Annotated in this window: 12 protein-coding genes; 3 read left to right on the top strand and 9 right to left on the bottom strand. The window is 71.7% G+C overall.

What is annotated here, in order from left to right:
* Nucleotides 1–4 precede the first annotated feature (4 nt).
* Together IE264_RS32090 and IE264_RS32085 are read left to right on the top strand one after the other, a co-directional pair.
* The gene (locus tag IE264_RS32090) at nucleotides 5–1,678 is read left to right on the top strand and encodes an ATP-binding protein (protein ID WP_032757122.1); all 1,674 of its coding nucleotides are present in this window, start codon (nucleotides 5–7) and stop codon (nucleotides 1,676–1,678) included.
* Entirely contained in the window at nucleotides 1,675–2,343 is a 669-nt protein-coding gene (locus tag IE264_RS32085) for a response regulator (RefSeq protein ID WP_015611929.1), read from the top strand. Before IE264_RS32090 ends, IE264_RS32085 begins: the two co-directional genes overlap by 4 nt.
* 7 nt (nucleotides 2,344–2,350) lie before the next feature.
* Here IE264_RS32085 and IE264_RS32080 read toward each other — a convergent pair whose 3' ends face one another.
* From IE264_RS32080 to IE264_RS32070, 3 genes are all read right to left on the bottom strand, one after another.
* Nucleotides 2,351–3,940, bottom strand: a complete 1,590-nt coding sequence (locus IE264_RS32080; RefSeq protein ID WP_032757120.1) for a monocarboxylic acid transporter — start codon at nucleotides 3,938–3,940, stop codon at nucleotides 2,351–2,353.
* The gene (locus IE264_RS32075) at nucleotides 3,937–4,428 is read right to left on the bottom strand and encodes a DUF485 domain-containing protein (RefSeq protein ID WP_032757119.1); all 492 of its coding nucleotides are present in this window, start codon (nucleotides 4,426–4,428) and stop codon (nucleotides 3,937–3,939) included. Before IE264_RS32075 ends, IE264_RS32080 begins: the two co-directional genes overlap by 4 nt.
* A gap of 240 nt (nucleotides 4,429–4,668) precedes the next feature.
* Nucleotides 4,669–6,795: a DNA gyrase/topoisomerase IV subunit B gene (locus IE264_RS32070; protein WP_015611926.1), complete on the bottom strand. Its 2,127-nt coding sequence runs from the start codon at nucleotides 6,793–6,795 to the stop codon at nucleotides 4,669–4,671.
* 447 nt (nucleotides 6,796–7,242) lie between these two features.
* Here IE264_RS32070 and IE264_RS32065 point away from each other — a divergent pair, with 447 nt between their 5' ends.
* Nucleotides 7,243–7,476 carry a DUF7455 domain-containing protein gene (locus IE264_RS32065; RefSeq protein WP_015611925.1) on the top strand — a complete coding sequence of 78 codons (234 nt, stop codon included), beginning with the start codon at nucleotides 7,243–7,245 and terminating at the stop codon, nucleotides 7,474–7,476.
* A gap of 108 nt (nucleotides 7,477–7,584) precedes the next feature.
* On the opposite strand, the gene IE264_RS32060 is transcribed toward IE264_RS32065, so the two are convergent.
* The 6 genes from IE264_RS32060 to IE264_RS32035 all read right to left on the bottom strand — a co-directional run bounded on the left by IE264_RS32060 (nucleotide 7,585) and on the right by IE264_RS32035 (nucleotide 15,768).
* Nucleotides 7,585–8,415, bottom strand: coding sequence for a S1 family peptidase (locus IE264_RS32060; RefSeq protein ID WP_032757117.1), 831 nt, complete (start codon nucleotides 8,413–8,415; stop codon nucleotides 7,585–7,587).
* Nucleotides 8,416–8,546: 131 nt separating this feature from the next.
* Nucleotides 8,547–10,094 carry an RNA polymerase sigma factor gene (locus IE264_RS32055; protein ID WP_031125811.1) on the bottom strand — a complete coding sequence of 516 codons (1,548 nt, stop codon included), beginning with the start codon at nucleotides 10,092–10,094 and terminating at the stop codon, nucleotides 8,547–8,549.
* Nucleotides 10,095–10,418: 324 nt separating this feature from the next.
* Nucleotides 10,419–11,306: a FadR/GntR family transcriptional regulator gene (locus IE264_RS32050; RefSeq protein ID WP_180288853.1), complete on the bottom strand. Its 888-nt coding sequence runs from the start codon at nucleotides 11,304–11,306 to the stop codon at nucleotides 10,419–10,421.
* A 160-nt stretch (nucleotides 11,307–11,466) separates the two neighbouring features.
* On the bottom strand, nucleotides 11,467–13,203 hold the full coding sequence (locus IE264_RS32045) for an ATP-binding cassette domain-containing protein (protein WP_032757115.1): 1,737 nt from the start codon (nucleotides 13,201–13,203) through the stop codon (nucleotides 11,467–11,469).
* Between the two features lie 158 nt (nucleotides 13,204–13,361).
* Entirely contained in the window at nucleotides 13,362–14,120 is a 759-nt protein-coding gene (locus IE264_RS32040) for an NUDIX hydrolase (protein ID WP_015611920.1), read from the bottom strand.
* Between the two features lie 205 nt (nucleotides 14,121–14,325).
* Nucleotides 14,326–15,768 (bottom strand): DUF4192 domain-containing protein, encoded by a 1,443-nt coding sequence (locus IE264_RS32035; RefSeq protein WP_032757114.1) that lies wholly within the window; start codon nucleotides 15,766–15,768, stop codon nucleotides 14,326–14,328.
* Between the last annotated feature and the right edge of the window lie 68 nt (nucleotides 15,769–15,836).

Raw genomic sequence — 15,836 nt, 5'->3', positions numbered from 1 at the left:
TACGATGAACGCCCCATCGATCTCCGACCGGGGACCGCGCCGGTTCGGCTGGCCGCAGCGGGTCTTCTCCCAGGTCCTGCTGATGCAGCTGGCCATCATCACGGGCGTCACCGTGCTGGTCACCGGCCTGTTCCTGGCCCCCCTCAGCGCCCAGCTGGACGACGAGGCGATGCGCCGCGCCCTGGCCATCGCGCAGAGCACGGCCGCCCAGCCCGGGATCGCGGAGGACCTGCGCACCACGGAGGCGTCCGCGTCGGGCCCCGTACAGTCCGCCGCCGAGCGGATCAGGCGGGCCACCGGCGCGGAGTACGTCGTCGTCATGGACCGCCGGGGCGTGCGCTGGTCGCACCCGGAGACGGACCGGATAGGCGAAGTGGTCTCCACCGACCCCGGGGACGCGCTCCGCGGCCGGGAGGTCATGGAGATCGACAGCGGGACCCTCGGCCGCTCGGCCCGGGGCAAGGTGCCGTTGCGCGACCCCGGGGACGAGGTGGTCGGTGCGGTCTCCGTCGGGATCGAGTACGACAGCGTCCGCGCCCGCCTCCTCGGGGCGATCCCGGGCCTCCTCGCGTACGCGGGCGGGGCCCTGGCCGTCGGCGCGCTCGCCGCGTACCTGATCTCCCGCCGGCTGCAGCGGCAGACCCATGACCTGGCGTTCTCCGATATCTCCGCGCTGCTGACCGAGCGCGAGGCGATGCTGCACTCGATCCGTGAAGGGGTCGTCGCGCTCGACGGCACGGGCCGCATCCGGCTGCTGAACGACGAGGCGCAGCGGCTGCTCGGGCTCGGCCCCGAGGCGGCGGGCCGGCCGCTGGCGGAGGTGCTGGACGGCGGCAGGACAGCGGACGTGCTGGCGGGCCGGGTCGTGGGCGACGACCTGCTGGCCGTCCAGGGCGGCCGGGTCCTGCTGGCCAACCGGATGGAGACGGACGACGGCGGGGCCGTAGTGACCCTGCGCGACCGGACCGAGCTCGAACGCCTCGGCCGCGAGCTCGACTCCACCACCGGGCTGATCGACGCGCTGCGCGCCCAGGACCACGAGCACGCCAACCGGCTGCACACGCTGCTGGGTCTGCTGGAGCTGGAGATGCACGAGGACGCCATGGAGTTCGTCACGGAAGTGGTGGGCGTCCACCGGGCGACGGCGGAACAGGTCACCGAGAAGGTGCAGGACCCGCTGCTGGCAGCCCTGCTCGTCGGCAAGGCGACGGTCGCCGCCGAGCGTGGCGTCTCGCTGCGGCTGGCCCCCGGCACGCTGCTGCCCGACCGGGTGGTCGACCCGCGCGGCCTGGTCACGGTGGTCGGCAACCTCGTCGACAACGCCACGGACGCGGCGGCCGGATCGGGCGACGCCCGGATCGAGGTCGGGCTGCGGGCCGAGGGCCGTACGGTGGTCCTGCGTGTGCGGGACAGCGGCCCCGGGGTCGCCCCGGAGCAGTACGCGTCGATCTTCACCGAGGGCTGGTCCACCAAGGACCTCCCGGCGCACGGCAAGCGCGGCCTCGGGCTCGCCCTGGTCCGCAGGCTCGCGGAGCGCCAGGGCGGCAGCGTGACCGTCGCCGGGGCCGACGGCGGCGGGGCGGTGTTCACCGTCGTCCTCCCGGAGGCGCTGGCCGGGCCGGAAACGGCGGATCCGGCCACGGCACCCCATCCCGCCACGACAGGAGGCAGCCGGTGATCCAGGTCCTGATCGTGGACGACGACGTCCGGGTGGCGCGGATCAACGCGGCGTACGTCGCCAAGGTCGCCGGATTCCGGGTGACCGCACAGGCCCACTCGGCGGCCCAGGCGCTGGCCGCGGTCGAGGACGTACCGGTGGACCTGATCCTGCTGGACCACTACCTCCCGGACCGCAACGGCCTCGCCGTCGTACGGGAGTTGCGCCGGCTGGGCCGTCAGGTCGACGTGATCATGGTGACCGCCGCCCGCGATGTGGGCACCGTGCAGGACGCGATGCGGCACGGCGCGCTCCAGTACCTGGTGAAGCCGTTCACGTACGCCGGTCTGCGCTCGAAGCTGGAGGCGTACGCGGCGCTGCGCCACACGCTCGACGGCGGCGGGCAGGCCGAACAGGCAGAGGTGGACCGGCTCTTCGGCGCCCTGTGGGCGGCGGGCGAGCCGGACCTTCCCAAGGGCCACTCCCCCACCACGGCCGAGCTCGTCCGGCAGGCGCTGCGCGATGCGGACGGGCCGCTCTCCGCCCAGGAGATCGCGGAGAGCGCGGGGATGAGCCGGCAGACGGCCCAGCGCTATCTGAAGCTGCTGGAGCGGACCGGCAAGGTCCGGCTGACGCTGCGGTACGGCGAGACGGGCCGCCCGGAGCACCGGTACACCTGGGCGTAGGAGCCTTTCAGGCGGCCCCCGCCCCCGTGAGCGCCCGGACCTCGCTCTCCGCGTGCTTGGCCTCGTCCGGCTTCTCGCGCGAGGTGACCGTACCGAGCCAGCCCGCCAGGAAGCCGAGCGGGATCGAGACGAGACCCGGGTTCTCCAGCGGGAAGAGCTGGAAGTCGACGCCGGGGAAGAGGGACGCGGGGCTGCCCGACACGACGGGTGAGACCAGGACCAGGACGACGGCGGGGACGAGGCCGCCGTACACGGCCCAGACCGCGCCCCGGGTGGTGAAGTTCCGCCAGAACAGCGAGTAGAGCAGGGCCGGGAGGTTCGCCGACGCGGCCACGGCGAAGGCGAGGCCGACGAGGAAGGCCACGTTGAGGTTCTGGGCGAGCAGGCCGAGCGCGATGGCGACCGCACCGATCCCGGCGGCGACCCGGGCGACGGCCACTTCGCCGTACTGCTTGCGGCCCGGGCGGCGGAGCGAGGCGTAGAGGTCGTGGGCGACGGAGGCCGAGGAGGCCAGCGTGATGCCCGCGACGACGGCCAGGATGGTGGCGAAGGCGATGGCGGCGACGACGGCGAAGAGAACCGTTCCGCCGGTGGAACCCTCACCGCCGCCCAGCACCAGGGCCAGCAGCGGTACTGCGGTGTTGCCTGCGGCGTTCGAAGAGCGGACCTCGGCGGAGCCGACCAGGGCCGCGGCGCCGAAGCCCAGCACGATCGTCATCAGGTAGAAGCTGCCGATGAGGCCGATGGACCAGACGACGGACCGGCGTGCGGCGCGGGCGGTGGGCACGGTGTAGAAGCGGGACAGGATGTGCGGCAGCCCCGCCGTGCCGAGGACGAGGGCGATGCCCAGGCTGATGAAGTCGAAGCGCGCGGTCCAGTCGCCGCCGTAGCGCAGGCCGGGGGCGAGGAAGTCCTTGCCGTGGCCGCTGCGTTCGGCCGCAGTGGTCAGCAGGCTGTTGACGTCGCCGCGGAAGTGGACCAGGACGAGCACGGTGAGCGCGACGGCTCCGCCCATCAGCAGCACGGCCTTGACGATCTGGATCCAGGTGGTGGCGCGCATCCCGCCGAACGACACGTAGACGACCATCAGCGCGCCGACGCCGACCACGGTCCAGGACCGGGCCGCGTCGCTCGTACCGCCGAGCAGCAGGGCCACCAGAGAGCCCGCGCCGACCATCTGGGCCACCAGGTAGAGCACGGAGACGGTGACGGACGAGGTGCCGAGCGCGGTGCGCACCGGGCGCTCGGCCATCCGTGCGGCGACCACGTCGGCGAGGGTGAACCGGCCGCAGTTGCGGACGAGTTCGGCGACGAGCAGCAGGACGACCAGCCAGGCGACCAGGAAGCCGACCGAGTAGAGCATGCCGTCGTAGCCGAACAGGGCGATCAGCCCGGAGATGCCGAGGAAGGAGGCGGCCGACATGTAGTCGCCGGCGATGGCGAATCCGTTCTCCATGGGCGAGAACAGGCGTCCCCCGGCGTAGAACTCCTCGGCGGAGCCCTGCCGGTTGCGGCTGACCCAGGTGGTGATGAAGAGCGTCACCGCGATGAACGCGCAGAACAGCAGCAGGGCGAGTGTCTGGTGGTCGCCTCTCAACGTCCCGGCCCTCTCGTCGTCCGCGGGCCCGGCCCGTTCGCCAGGTCCGGTCCCAGTCCACGCGTCATCTCCTGGGTGTCCCACCGCAGATCGAGCGCGGCCCGGTCCCTGCGCAGCCGTGCGTGGCGTGCGTACGCCCAGGTGAGGAGGAAGGTGGTGAGGAACTGGCCGAGACCCGCCACCATCGCCACGTTGACCGCTCCGGCAACCGGGCGGGCCATCAGTCCGGGCGCCGTGGTGGCCGCGACGACATAGGCGAGGTACCAGAGGAGGAAGGCCAGGGCGGCGGGCGCCACGAAGCGGCGGTAGCGGCGGCGCACCTCGCGGAAGGCCGCGCTGCGGTGCACCTCCAGGTAGATCTCGGCCGCGCTGGGGGCCGGCCGCGGCTCCCCGGGGCCGGGTGTGCCGTCGCTCGCCGCGTCTCCCTCGCCGTCCGCCTCGCCCCAGCCGGCAGCCGATGCCTCGTACCACGGGTCGTCGAGCCGCACTCCCGCGGCCGTCGCCCCTGCTTCCTTCTCCACCGAGCAACTCCCTTGTCCACGGACCTTTTCGGCCGCGTGGCCCACCATGGGCGGTGGGGGAAGATCCCGGACGCGTCATTCGCCCGAATTCACCTGTTCAGGTGACAGAAGTGCCGGACGGCTGCGCCGCGAGCCCTGAACGTACGAGGCCCCTGCCCTCCGGCGGACCGGAGGGCAGGGGCCTCGGATGGGTTCGGTACGGGATCCCTACGCGTCGATGCGCGAGCGGTCCAGGGTCGCCGCCGAGCTGGTGATGAACTCCTTGCGGGGCGCGACCTCGTTGCCCATCAGGAGGTCGAAGACCTGCTCGGAGGATTCCAGGTCCCCGATGTTGATCCGGCGCAGCGTGCGGTGGCGCGGGTCCATCGTGGTCTCGGCCAGCTGGTCGGCGTCCATCTCGCCCAGGCCCTTGTAGCGCTGGATGGACTCCTTGATCCGGACGTTCTTGCGCTGGAACTCCAGCAGGGTCTGGCGCAGCTCGTTGTCCGAGTACGTGTACACGTACTTGTCCTGGCCCTTCTTGGGCTGGACCAGCTCGATCCGGTGCAGCGGAGGCACCGCGGCGAAGACCCGTCCGGCCTCGACCATCGGGCGCATGTAGCGCTGGAAGAGGGTCAGCAGCAGGGTGCGGATGTGGGAGCCGTCCACATCGGCGTCGGTCATCATGATGACCTTGCCGTAGCGGGCGGCGTCGATGTCGAAGGTCCGGCCGGACCCGGCTCCTATGACCTGGATGATGGCGCCGCACTCGGCGTTCTTCAGCATGTCCGAGACGGACGACTTCTGGACGTTGAGGATCTTGCCGCGGATCGGCAGCAGCGCCTGGAACTCACTGTTCCGGGCCAGCTTGGCGGTGCCGAGCGCCGAGTCGCCCTCGACGATGAAGAGCTCGCTGCGCTCGACGTCGTCGCTGCGGCAGTCGGCGAGCTTGGCGGGCAGCGAGGAGGACTCCAGCGCGGTCTTGCGGCGCTGGGCGTCCTTGTGCTGGCGGGCCGCGATCCGCGTACGGGCAGCCGCGACGGCCTTCTCCAGCACCGACCGGGCCTGCGCCTTGGCATCCCGCTTGGTGGAGGTCAGGAACGCCTTGAGCTCCTTGGCGACCACGGCCGCGACGATCCGGTTGGCCGCCGAGGTGCCGAGCACCTCCTTGGTCTGCCCCTCGAACTGCGGCTCCGCCAGCCGTACGGTGACGACGGCGGTGAGCCCTTCGAGGGCGTCGTCCTTGACCACGTCGTCCTCGGCGACCCGCAGCATCTTCGCGGAGCGGAGCGCTTCGTTCACCGTCTTGGTGAGGGAGCGCTCGAACCCGCTGACGTGGGTGCCGCCCTTGGGGGTGGCGATGATGTTGACGAACGACCTGACGGTGGTGTCGTAGCCGGTGCCCCAGCGCAGCGCGATGTCGACGCCGAGCTCCCGGGTGACCTCGGTCGCGGTCATGTGGCCCCGGTCGTCGAGGACCGGGACGGTCTCCTTGAACGTACCCGTGCCGGTCAGCCGCTGGACGTCGCAGACCGCCTTGTCCTGCGCCAGGTACTCGCAGAACTCGCTGATGCCGCCGTCGAAGCGGAACGTCTCCTCGGTCTTGCCCTCGCCGTCGACGCCCCGCTCGTCACGGACGACGATCGTGAGCCCGGGGACGAGGAAGGCCGTCTGGCGGGCGCGCTGGTAGAGCGTCTCCAGGTTGAGCTTGGCGTCCTTGAGGAAGATCTGCCGGTCCGCCCAGTACCTGACCCTGGTACCGGTACGGGCCTTGGGGACCCGCTTCCCCTTGCGCAGGCCGTTGGCCGGGTCGAAGGGGCTGTCGGGGCCCTGCTCGGTGAACATGCCCGGGACCCCGCGCCGGAAGCTGATGGAGTGGGTCGCGCTGTTGCGGTCGACCTCGACGTCCAGACGGGCGGAGAGGGCGTTGACCACTGAGGCGCCGACGCCGTGGAGGCCGCCGGAGGCCGCGTAGGAGCCGCCGCCGAACTTGCCTCCGGCGTGCAGCTTGGTCATGACGACCTCGATGCCGGAGAGCCCGGTCTTGGGCTCCACGTCCACGGGGATGCCGCGGCCGTTGTCCCGGACCTCGACGGAGGAGTCGTCGTGGAGGATGACCTCGATGAGGTCGCAGTGGCCTCCGAGGGCCTCGTCGACGGAGTTGTCGATGATCTCCCAGAGGCAGTGCATGAGGCCGCGGCTGTCGGTCGACCCGATGTACATCCCGGGGCGCTTGCGGACCGCCTCGAGCCCTTCGAGGACGAGAAGGTGCCGCGCGGTGTAGTTGGAGCTGTCCCGGTCGCCGCCTGCTGCGGTCAGCATCGCGGTGGACGGCACGGACGTATCGGCGGTCACGCGGTTCGCTCCTCGCTGAATTTCATCTGGGCCCCATGTGGGTATCACGGTCGGCTTCGGTTGCCGCTGAGAGCCTACAGAGGCCTGGTAGAGCGGTTGTAACGCCACCCTCGGGGAATCCTCATGCTAGTCGAGCTTCATCCGGGCTCGCATGGATGTTCGATCATTCGTCGGAGTGACGTGCACATCACGTTCCCTTCGAGGCATGAACCATTTAGGCTCCGGGCACGTCCTCATGAACAAACCGGCAAGCCGGCCGGCGGGACCCACCCCCAAGACAAGCAATGCGAAACCGTAGCGCTCCGCATACGGCACATTCGCCGCCAACCGGCAACTGACAGCCATCCCGAGAAGAAGTTTCGAAGAAAAGCCACGAGCGGGAACGTTTTCGGCCTGGTTGGATGTTGACCCTGGTACGACAGCTCGTCGAGCTAGAGAAGAGGCGACGTGACTACTGTTCTGACCCCCGCGAGCCCGCTGACCGCAGCAGACCGCTGTGACCGTTGCGGCGCCCAGGCCTATCTGCGCGTCGTCCTGATCAGCGGCGGTGAACTGCTCTTCTGCGCCCACCACGGGCGCAAGTTCGAGCCGGAACTCAAGAAGATCGCCGCGGAAATACAGGATGAGACGGATCGGCTCAACGCCGTGCAGGCGACTGCTGCCGACGAGGAACAACACTGACACCTCGCATCCACGACGAGCCAGGGGCCGGTCCAGGACCGGCCGACGGGCGGCACCCCCACCGGGGGCGCCGCCCGTTCTCGTTGCCGCGGGAGGGCCGGACCCCGCTCAGACGCGGCCCTCGGCCCACTTCACGGCGGCGGAGACCCGGGTGTACACCCCGGGGCTGCCGACGCGCCCGCAGCCGCTCCCCCAGGACACCAGGCCGATGAGCCGCCCACGGGCCACCAGCGGCCCGCCGCTGTCGCCCTGGCACGCGTCCCGCCCGCCCGCCGGATCGCCCGCACAGAGCATCCCTGAGGCGTCGTACGTGCCCTCCCGGCCGCCCGGGTAGGCACGGGCGCACTCGCTGTCCGGCAGGACCTGGACCCGGGCGGAGCGCAGCACGGGGGCGTACGTACCGCTTCCGGTCGTGTCCCCCCACCCGTAGACGTCCGCGGCCGTCCCGGCCCGGTACGCCTCGTCCCCGGCCCGGGCCATCGGGATCACGCTGCTCTCCGGCAGGGCCCGGGACAGGGTCAGCACCGCGAGGTCACCGGCGTTGGTGGCGGGGTCGTAGGCCGGATTGACCCAGACCCCCCGGACGGGGATCTCCTGGCCCGTCGTGTCACTCAGCCGGTCCCTCCCGGCGATGACGCGCAGATCCCGCACCCGGCTCACGGGGCCGCCGAGCGCCTCTTCACCCAGACAGTGGGCGACCGTCAGGATCTTCGTGGGGGCCACGGCGACACCGCCGCAGAACTGGCCCGAGCGCGCTCCCCCGAACCGGTCACGGCTCGACAGGGCCACCGCCCAGGGGCTGTCCGCCACCGGGGCGGGCTGCCCGCCGACGACGATGCTGTCCGCGGCCGCCGGGAGCGGCGAGGCGAGCGGCAGCACGGCGGCCGCGGCGGTCAGGGCGAGGACCCCGGTCAGGGCACGGACGACGGGACGGGGCATGAAGGCTCCTGACACTGAGGTGGCAATGTTCCACCCAGCGTGATCCAGCCCCTCCCCCTCCGCACCCGCGGACACGCCGGAGGGCCCGGTTCCCTGGGGGATCCGGGCCCTCGGCCGGTGAAACTCCCGCTCTAGTCGAGGTAGTCGCGCAGGACCTGCGAACGCGACGGGTGACGGAGCTTCGACATCGTCTTCGACTCGATCTGACGGATGCGCTCACGCGTCACGCCGTAGACCTTGCCGATCTCGTCCAGCGTCTTCGGCTGGCCGTCGGTGAGACCGAAGCGCATCGAGACCACGCCGGCCTCACGCTCGGAGAGCGTGTCCAGCACCGAGTGCAGCTGCTCCTGGAGGAGCGTGAAGCTGACCGCGTCCGCCGGGACGACCGCCTCGGAGTCCTCGATCAGGTCACCGAACTCGCTGTCGCCGTCCTCACCGAGCGGGGTGTGGAGGGAGATCGGCTCACGACCGTACTTCTGGACCTCGATGACCTTCTCAGGGGTCATGTCGAGCTCCTTGGCCAGCTCCTCCGGGGTGGGCTCACGGCCCAGGTCCTGGAGCATCTGGCGCTGCACGCGCGCGAGCTTGTTGATGACCTCGACCATGTGCACCGGGATACGGATGGTGCGGGCCTGGTCGGCCATGGCGCGGGTGATCGCCTGACGGATCCACCAGGTGGCGTACGTGGAGAACTTGTAGCCCTTGGTGTAGTCGAACTTCTCGACCGCGCGGATCAGACCGAGGTTGCCCTCCTGGATCAGGTCCAGGAAGAGCATGCCGCGGCCGGTGTAGCGCTTGGCCAGGGAGACCACCAGGCGGAGGTTGGCCTCCAGGAGGTGGTTCTTGGCCCGCCGGCCGTCCTCGGCGATGATCTCCAGCTCGCGCTTGAGCTTCGGTGCGAGCTTGTCGGCGTTGGCCAGCTTGTCCTCGGCGAAGAGACCCGCCTCGATGCGCTTGGCGAGCTCGACCTCCTGCTCGGCGTTGAGGAGGGGAACCTTGCCGATCTGCTTGAGGTAGTCCTTGACCGGGTCGGCGGTGGCGCCGGCGACGGCGACCTGCTGGGCAGGCGCGTCGTCCTCGTCGTCGTCGGAGAGGACGAAGCCCTTGTTCTCGCCCTCGCCCTCCTCTTCCTCGCCCTTGCCGGCCTTGACCTCTTCGACGGCCTCGTCACCGTCGAGCAGCTCGTCGTCCTGCTTGCCGGACTTCTTCGCCGCTGTCTTCTTGGCCGCCGTCTTCTTCACGGCGGTCTTCTTGGCAGCCGTCTTCTTGGCTGCCGCCTTCTTCGCGGGGGCGGCCGCGACGGCGTCGCCCGCCACCGCGTCCGCGCTCTCGGCCGCCGGGGCGGCGGTGGCCGCGACGGTCCTCGTCACGGTGGTCTTCGCCGCGACAGTCTTGGTGGCGGTGCGCTTGACCGGGCTCTTCGCTGCGACGCTCTTGCGGGCGCGCTTCGGCGACTCCGCGGCACTGACCATCAGCGTCACACCCTCTTCCTCGAGGATCTGGTTGAGGCTGCGCAGAACATTCTTCCACTGGGTTGGCGGAATCTGGTCAGCCTCGAAGGCCCGACGCACGTCATCGCCGGCGATCTGCCCATCAGCCTTTCCCCGCTCGATGAGCGCCATCACAGACTCGGACTCGGCGATCTCCGGCGGGAGCGTACGGGATGTGCTGGCCGACACGAACAACCTCTCGGAACGATGGAAACGGCTTCCGGCCCTGCCCTGGAGAGGGCGGGAACCGACGACCGTCGACTGGGGATGTCGTCGACGGCGCGGGTTTGGCCTCAGAACTGAACAGCGCGCCCAAGGGCTGCTGTATTCCTTCCGCGGCGGTCACCTCTTAAGTCATCGCGCTGCTTCGAGGAGTGTTACGCCCAATCCGCGTGGCCCGAGTCACACCCCATTCGCGACGAACCGTGCCAGGGCAGGCATCCCCTCACAATTGTGCCGCCGGACCCGTGCGGTCCGGCGGCACAGGGCCTGCGCACCCCGGCGGTGGACCGGTCAGTGCTCGCGCGGCGCGGGAACCACACGCTCCACGTCGGGGTGGACGACGAGCAGTTGGCGCATGGCCGACTCGGCGGCCGCGGAGTCGCCGGAAGCCAGGGCGTCGACGATCCGCGCGTGGTGGCCGAGCGAGGCCTCGCCCGGGCGGTCACAGCCGGTGACCGGTCCGCCGGAGACATGCAGGGCGGCCGAGACGATGCCGGAAAGGTGTTCGAGCATCCGGTTGCCCGCGGCCTGGATGAGCAGGGCGTGGAACTCCGCGTCGGCGCGGGAGAAGGTGATCGCGTCCCCCTGCCCCATCGCGTGCCCCATGATCTCCACCATGTCGCCGAGGCGCTGCTGAAGATCTTCCCGGCCGTGACCGGCGGCGAGACGGGCGGCGAGCGGCTCGATGGTCCAGCGCAGCTCGGCCAGCTCACGGCGCTGGTCGTCACGCTGCGGACCGAAGGCGCGCCATTCGATGATGTCGGGATCCAGCAGGTTCCAGTCGCTGACCGGGCGGACCCGCGTACCCACATTAGGACGCGCGCTGACGAGTCCCTTGGCTTCGAGGACGCGCAGGGACTCGCGTACGACGGTGCGGGAGACCTCGAAGCGCTGGCCGATCTCCTCGGGAACGAGAGGGCGGTCCGCGCCGAGGTCGCCGGAGACGATCATCTGGCCCAGCTGCTGGACGAGTTGGCCGTGGAGGCCGCGCCCGCGGCTGGCCGCTCCCCGTCGGCTCGCCCGCCCCAACTCCGAATCGGAACCGCCCCAGGGCCGGGCCGCGGCGCGATCGCCGGCCAGCGCCTCCGAATACGGATAGCGATCGAGTTCGCCCGAGCCGGCCAGGCCGGAATCGGCGGAGCGGGCGGCGGTCATCATGGTGTGCGCAAGGGTACTCACGCATCCTTTGTCGGCGCGGCTCGCCCGCCCCTTGAGGTCTTTGGTGAAAAGCACACGAAAGGGTGATCGGCGCCCACGCCGCAATTGACGCTATATATGCATGAAGCAGGCATTTCCTAGGGAGTTACGGGCTCCTCTTCCCGGCGCCGGTCCGCAGCGATCACCAACGCACCTTTCCGCGAAGGCTGGTGAACAGATACGCGCAGATCAGGGCCGACAACGACAGGGCGAGCGCGGCGCCCACGGGCTGCGCCACCACCCGCGCGACGGCCAGGACCCAGCGGTCCGCCTCCTGCGGCAGCTGCCACCAAGCCAGTTCACGCAGTCGGCCGGGAAGCCCGGTGACCGAACGCGCGGACGGGGCGGCGAACACCTTCTGCACCAGCGGAACCACCAGCACCGGGACGGCCAGTACGGCGGCGATCCCGGCCCCGGCCACCCGGAAGACCCCCGCCGCCAGCAGCCCCGCCCAGGCGCAGCCCACCGTCAGGCACGCCCAACTCGCGCCCAGCACGACGGCATTGTCCGGGACGGTGATCAACTCGGGCCCGTAGAAGAGCCGGAGGCCCTGTGCGCCGCAGACCACAGCGAGGAGGGCCAGCAGGAGCGCGAACCCCGCGGTCACCGTCAGCTTGGCCACCAGCAGGCCGATCCGCCGGGGCACGGTCCCGCGCCCTGCGGCGAGCGCCGGGTAGCGGAACTCGTCCCCGAAGGACAGGGCGCCCAGGATGCCCGCGCCCAGGGCAGCGGGAGGCAGCGGCAGCAGCTCGGGCCAGGCGGCGAGCGCGCGGGGCAGGGGCGTGCCGCCGGTGCGGGCCAGCAGGACGGAGAGCGCGGCGGAGACCAGCAGGACGGAGGCCATGATCAGGGTCGTCGTCCGGACGCCGAGGGAGCGCCGCAGCTCGTACCGCAGCGGGCGCAGCGGCCCCCGCGCGGGTCGGGCCCGGATCGGCGGCGGCAGTTCGGAGAGGGCGACGGCGGAGGGCTGCCGCACCCCGCCCTCGTCCTCCGGTGGGGCGGCGGGGCCGGTGTCGCCGATCTCGTCGGCGAGTTGGTGCACGGGGACGCCGTGCCGGAACGCGGTGTCCCCGACCTCGGCGCAGGTGGAGCCGTACACCGTCAGCAGGCCGCCGGCTTCGGGGACCACCTCGACCGATCGCTGCGCGGCCCGCGCCTCTCTGCTGACGACCGCGGCGAGCCGGGCCGCGTGCGGGGTCCGGACGGCGACCCGGGGGCGGAGCCGGGTGCGGGCGAAGTCGGCGACATCCTGGTCCGCGAGGAGGCGGCCGCCGTCGACGGTGACGACGTGATCGGCTGTGCGGGCGGCCTCCTTGGGGTCGGCGGTGGCGTACAGGACCGTGCCGCCCTGCGCCGCGTGGGCGCGCAGCAGCCCGTACAACCAGCTGTTCTCGCGCGGGGAGAGCCCCTCGGCGGGTTCGTCCAGGACGAGGGTGTGCGGGTCCCCGAGCAGGGCGGAGGCGAGGCCGAGCCGACGGTCCATCCCCACCGAGAGCGTGCCGAGGCGCTGGTCCCCGAGCCCGGCGAGGCCCACGACTTCGAGCATCTCGTCGGCTCGGGCCGCAGGCGCCCCGGCGGCCGCGCAGAGCATCCGGAGCTGGCCCCGGGCCGTGCGGGAGGGGTGCCCCGGTACGTCGCCGAGCAGCACGCCCACTTCGCGCGCCGGGTGGGCGATGCGGTGCAGCGGCCTGCCGCGGAAGTAGGCGACGCCCCGCCCGGAATCGAGTTCGAGCATCAGACGCAGGGCCGCGGTCTTGCCCGAGCCGGGGGCGCCCAGCAGGGCGGTGACGCGGCCGGGCGGGGCCTCGAAGGTGAGGTCGTCCACGGCGGGCGGAGCGTCGCGACGGGGGGTGCTGGTGAGTCCGATGGCCTGGAGCATCGCTTCTCTCGCGTTCTCTCACGGAAGGTGAGACCGCTCGGCGGCAGAGGGGTACCGCAGCAACATAACGCTACATTTCAGACTTTTGGTGCAGCAGTGTGCCCGCGGGTGTTCCGCTCCTCAGGGTTCGGGGCCGCCCCGGACTTCCGGCAGGGGCCTCAGACTTCCGGCCGCAGCATCGGCGGATTGAGCACCGTGGCGGCGCCGGCCCGGAACAACTGCGCGGGCCTGCCGCCCTGTCGCGTGGTGGTTCCGCCGGAGGGCACCAGGAATCCGGGGGTGCCGGTGACCTTGCGGTGGAAGTTACGGGGGTCGAGGACGACACCCCACACCGCCTCGTACACCCGGCGCAGCTCCCCGACCGTGAACTCCGGCGGGCAGAACGCGGTGGCCAGCGAGGAGTACTCGATCTTGGAGCGAGCGCGCTCCACTCCGTCGGCGAGGATCCGCGCGTGGTCGAACGCGAGCGGCGTCGCCGGCTCGCCCTCCCGCCCGGTGCCGGGGCGCAGGAGGTCCTCGACGGGAGCCCAGCGCGCACTGTTGGCGTCGCCGCCCGCGCGGGGTGCGGGCAGATCCGGCGCGAGGGCGAGGTGGGCGACGCTGACGACCCGCATCCGGGGATCCCGCGCCGGGTCCCCGTAGGTGGCCAGCTGTTCGAGGTGCGCCCCGTTGCCCACGGCGGGCTTCGCCGGATCGTGGGCGCACAGCCCCGTCTCCTCGGCCAGCTCGCGCGCCGCCGCGGATCCGAGGTCCTCGTCGGTCCTGACGAAGCCGCCGGGCAGCGCCCACCGGCCCTGGAAGGGGGTCTCCCCGCGGCGGACCACCAGCGCGCAGAGCGCGTGGCGGCGCACCGTGAGCACGACCAGGTCCACGGTGACGGCGAAGGGCGGGAAGGTCGACGGGTCGTAGGGCGGCATGCCGCGATCATAGTCGTCTGCCTGACGATAAACACTCCCTTCGGTGCTCCGGTGATCAGGGAAATCCCCGGTACGGCCGGATCCGGCCGTACGCGTGGAGCAGCTCCGCCCCGGGCAGTGCCATCCACGGGCGTGCACCCCCGAACGGCCCGGACCCTCCTCCGGGAGAAACCTGCTTCCCGCCGTACGGCCGGGCCCGTCGCTCTCAGCGGCGCGTCCCGGTGCCCCGTCGGCCGTACCGCCGGACGTCCCGCATCCGGCGCCCGGCCGTCGGCGTCCCCGGCCGGGCGGCTGCGGTCCGGGCAGGGCCGGACCGGGTGGCGGCAGGTCGCCCTGTTGTCGGCGTCGGCGTCGCTCCTGCCGCGTCCGTGGCCCGGCGCCCCCTTACACTGCCGCGCCTGCGCTCCCGGTTCGCCGACGGCCTGACCCTGCGGACATGGAGGCCGGGCCCTCTGATCGCCCCGGCCTCCGCCGACGGCCCGCCCTCCTCGGTGTCCGTGGTCGCCTCCTCCGGCCCTCCGTCGCCACCGTCGTCACCTCGCAGACAGCGGCGCAGCATCTCCGGATCCAGCCCCTCGTTGCAGGCCCGGTGCAGTAACTGCGCGAAGGTGTACTCCGGGTCGGCGCGGAGCGCCATGGCCAGAGCGACCCGCGCGCCGGGCTCGTCGCCGGTGGACCAGGAGACCCAGCCGGCCAGGGTGAGCGGGGCGGCCGCGTGTTCGCCGTACGGTCCGACGCAGCGGCGGGCGAGCGTTCGCCAGAGCCTGAGGGCGGACAGGCCGTCGGGGCCCTCCATCCAGGCCGCGGCCTTGTCACGGGTCTCCCGGTCCTGGAGTCCGAGAATGACAGCGGCGGCTTCGTCGTCGCTGATCAGCTGGTCGTCCCCGAAGTCGGAGACGGCTTCCGGAGCGGGCCGCGTCCGCCCGAGACGGCCGATGAGTGTGCGGGCGAGTGACAGGGTCTCCTTCGCCACCTCGGCCTTCGCCCGCTCGTCGAGGATCCGGGGCACCAGCGACGGCAGGGCCCGGTCCAGCGCCTGCTGCTGCTCGGACGCCGCGTCCGGTGTCTGCCAGGGAGCGAGCCGCGCCTCCATGTCGCGCAGCGTCCCCCGTACCTGGATCCCCGCGTAGGCGGCGGCCGCGGCCATCACCGTCGTACCCGGCATGGCCAGGGGATTTCCCTGGTCCGGGCAGCACCGGCCATCGGGGCAGCAGTACGACCAGTAGCGGCCGTCCGAGATGCAGAGCGCTTCGAGCACGGGCACGTCGAGCGCCCCGCACGCCGTGCGCAGGCTCTGCGCGAACGGCCGCAGCCGCTCCATGGTCAGGCGGCCGCTCTCGCCGTCGGGCGAGTCCTGGCAGAGGAAGATCACGATCCCGTCGGGCCGCCCCTCACGGCGCTCGCTACCCGAGATCAGACTCTCCGCCAGCTGATCAGCGACCGGCCCCCATTCGCCGGGCGCCCGCGGAATGCCGAGCCGGAGCCGGCCGCCGAACCGGCCTCGGCCGCCGTGCAGGGCGACCATGACGACGCTGTCGTCGGGATGGAATCCCATCAGATACGGGAGGGCATCGGCCAGTTCGGCTGGGCCTCGCAGGGTGATCTGCTGACTGTCGGCCGGGCCGGTGGATTCGTGGTGCTTGTTCATGGCTCGACGGTCCCGCGCCCCGCCGAATCCCGCGACCCCTGTGGATAACGTTATCCACAGGCCCGCCC

It is taken from the genome of Streptomyces microflavus, assembly GCF_014650075.1.
GTDB lineage: Bacteria > Actinomycetota > Actinomycetes > Streptomycetales > Streptomycetaceae > Streptomyces > Streptomyces microflavus.
This window is presented reverse-complemented; position numbering and strand designations above follow the sequence as displayed.

What these genes read in the sequence shown, in the direction of transcription:
- IE264_RS32060 (WP_032757117.1), bottom strand. Translation starts at nt 8,415, where the DNA reads ATGCCCCGTCCCGTCGTCCGTGCCCTGACCGGGGTCCTCGCCCTGACC.
- IE264_RS32045 (WP_032757115.1), bottom strand. Translation starts at nt 13,203, where the DNA reads ATGCTCCAGGCCATCGGACTCACCAGCACCCCCCGTCGCGACGCTCCG.
- IE264_RS32040 (WP_015611920.1), bottom strand. Translation starts at nt 14,120, where the DNA reads ATGCCGCCCTACGACCCGTCGACCTTCCCGCCCTTCGCCGTCACCGTG.
- IE264_RS32090 (WP_032757122.1), top strand. Translation starts at nt 5, where the DNA reads ATGAACGCCCCATCGATCTCCGACCGGGGACCGCGCCGGTTCGGCTGG.
- IE264_RS32035 (WP_032757114.1), bottom strand. Translation starts at nt 15,768, where the DNA reads ATGAACAAGCACCACGAATCCACCGGCCCGGCCGACAGTCAGCAGATC.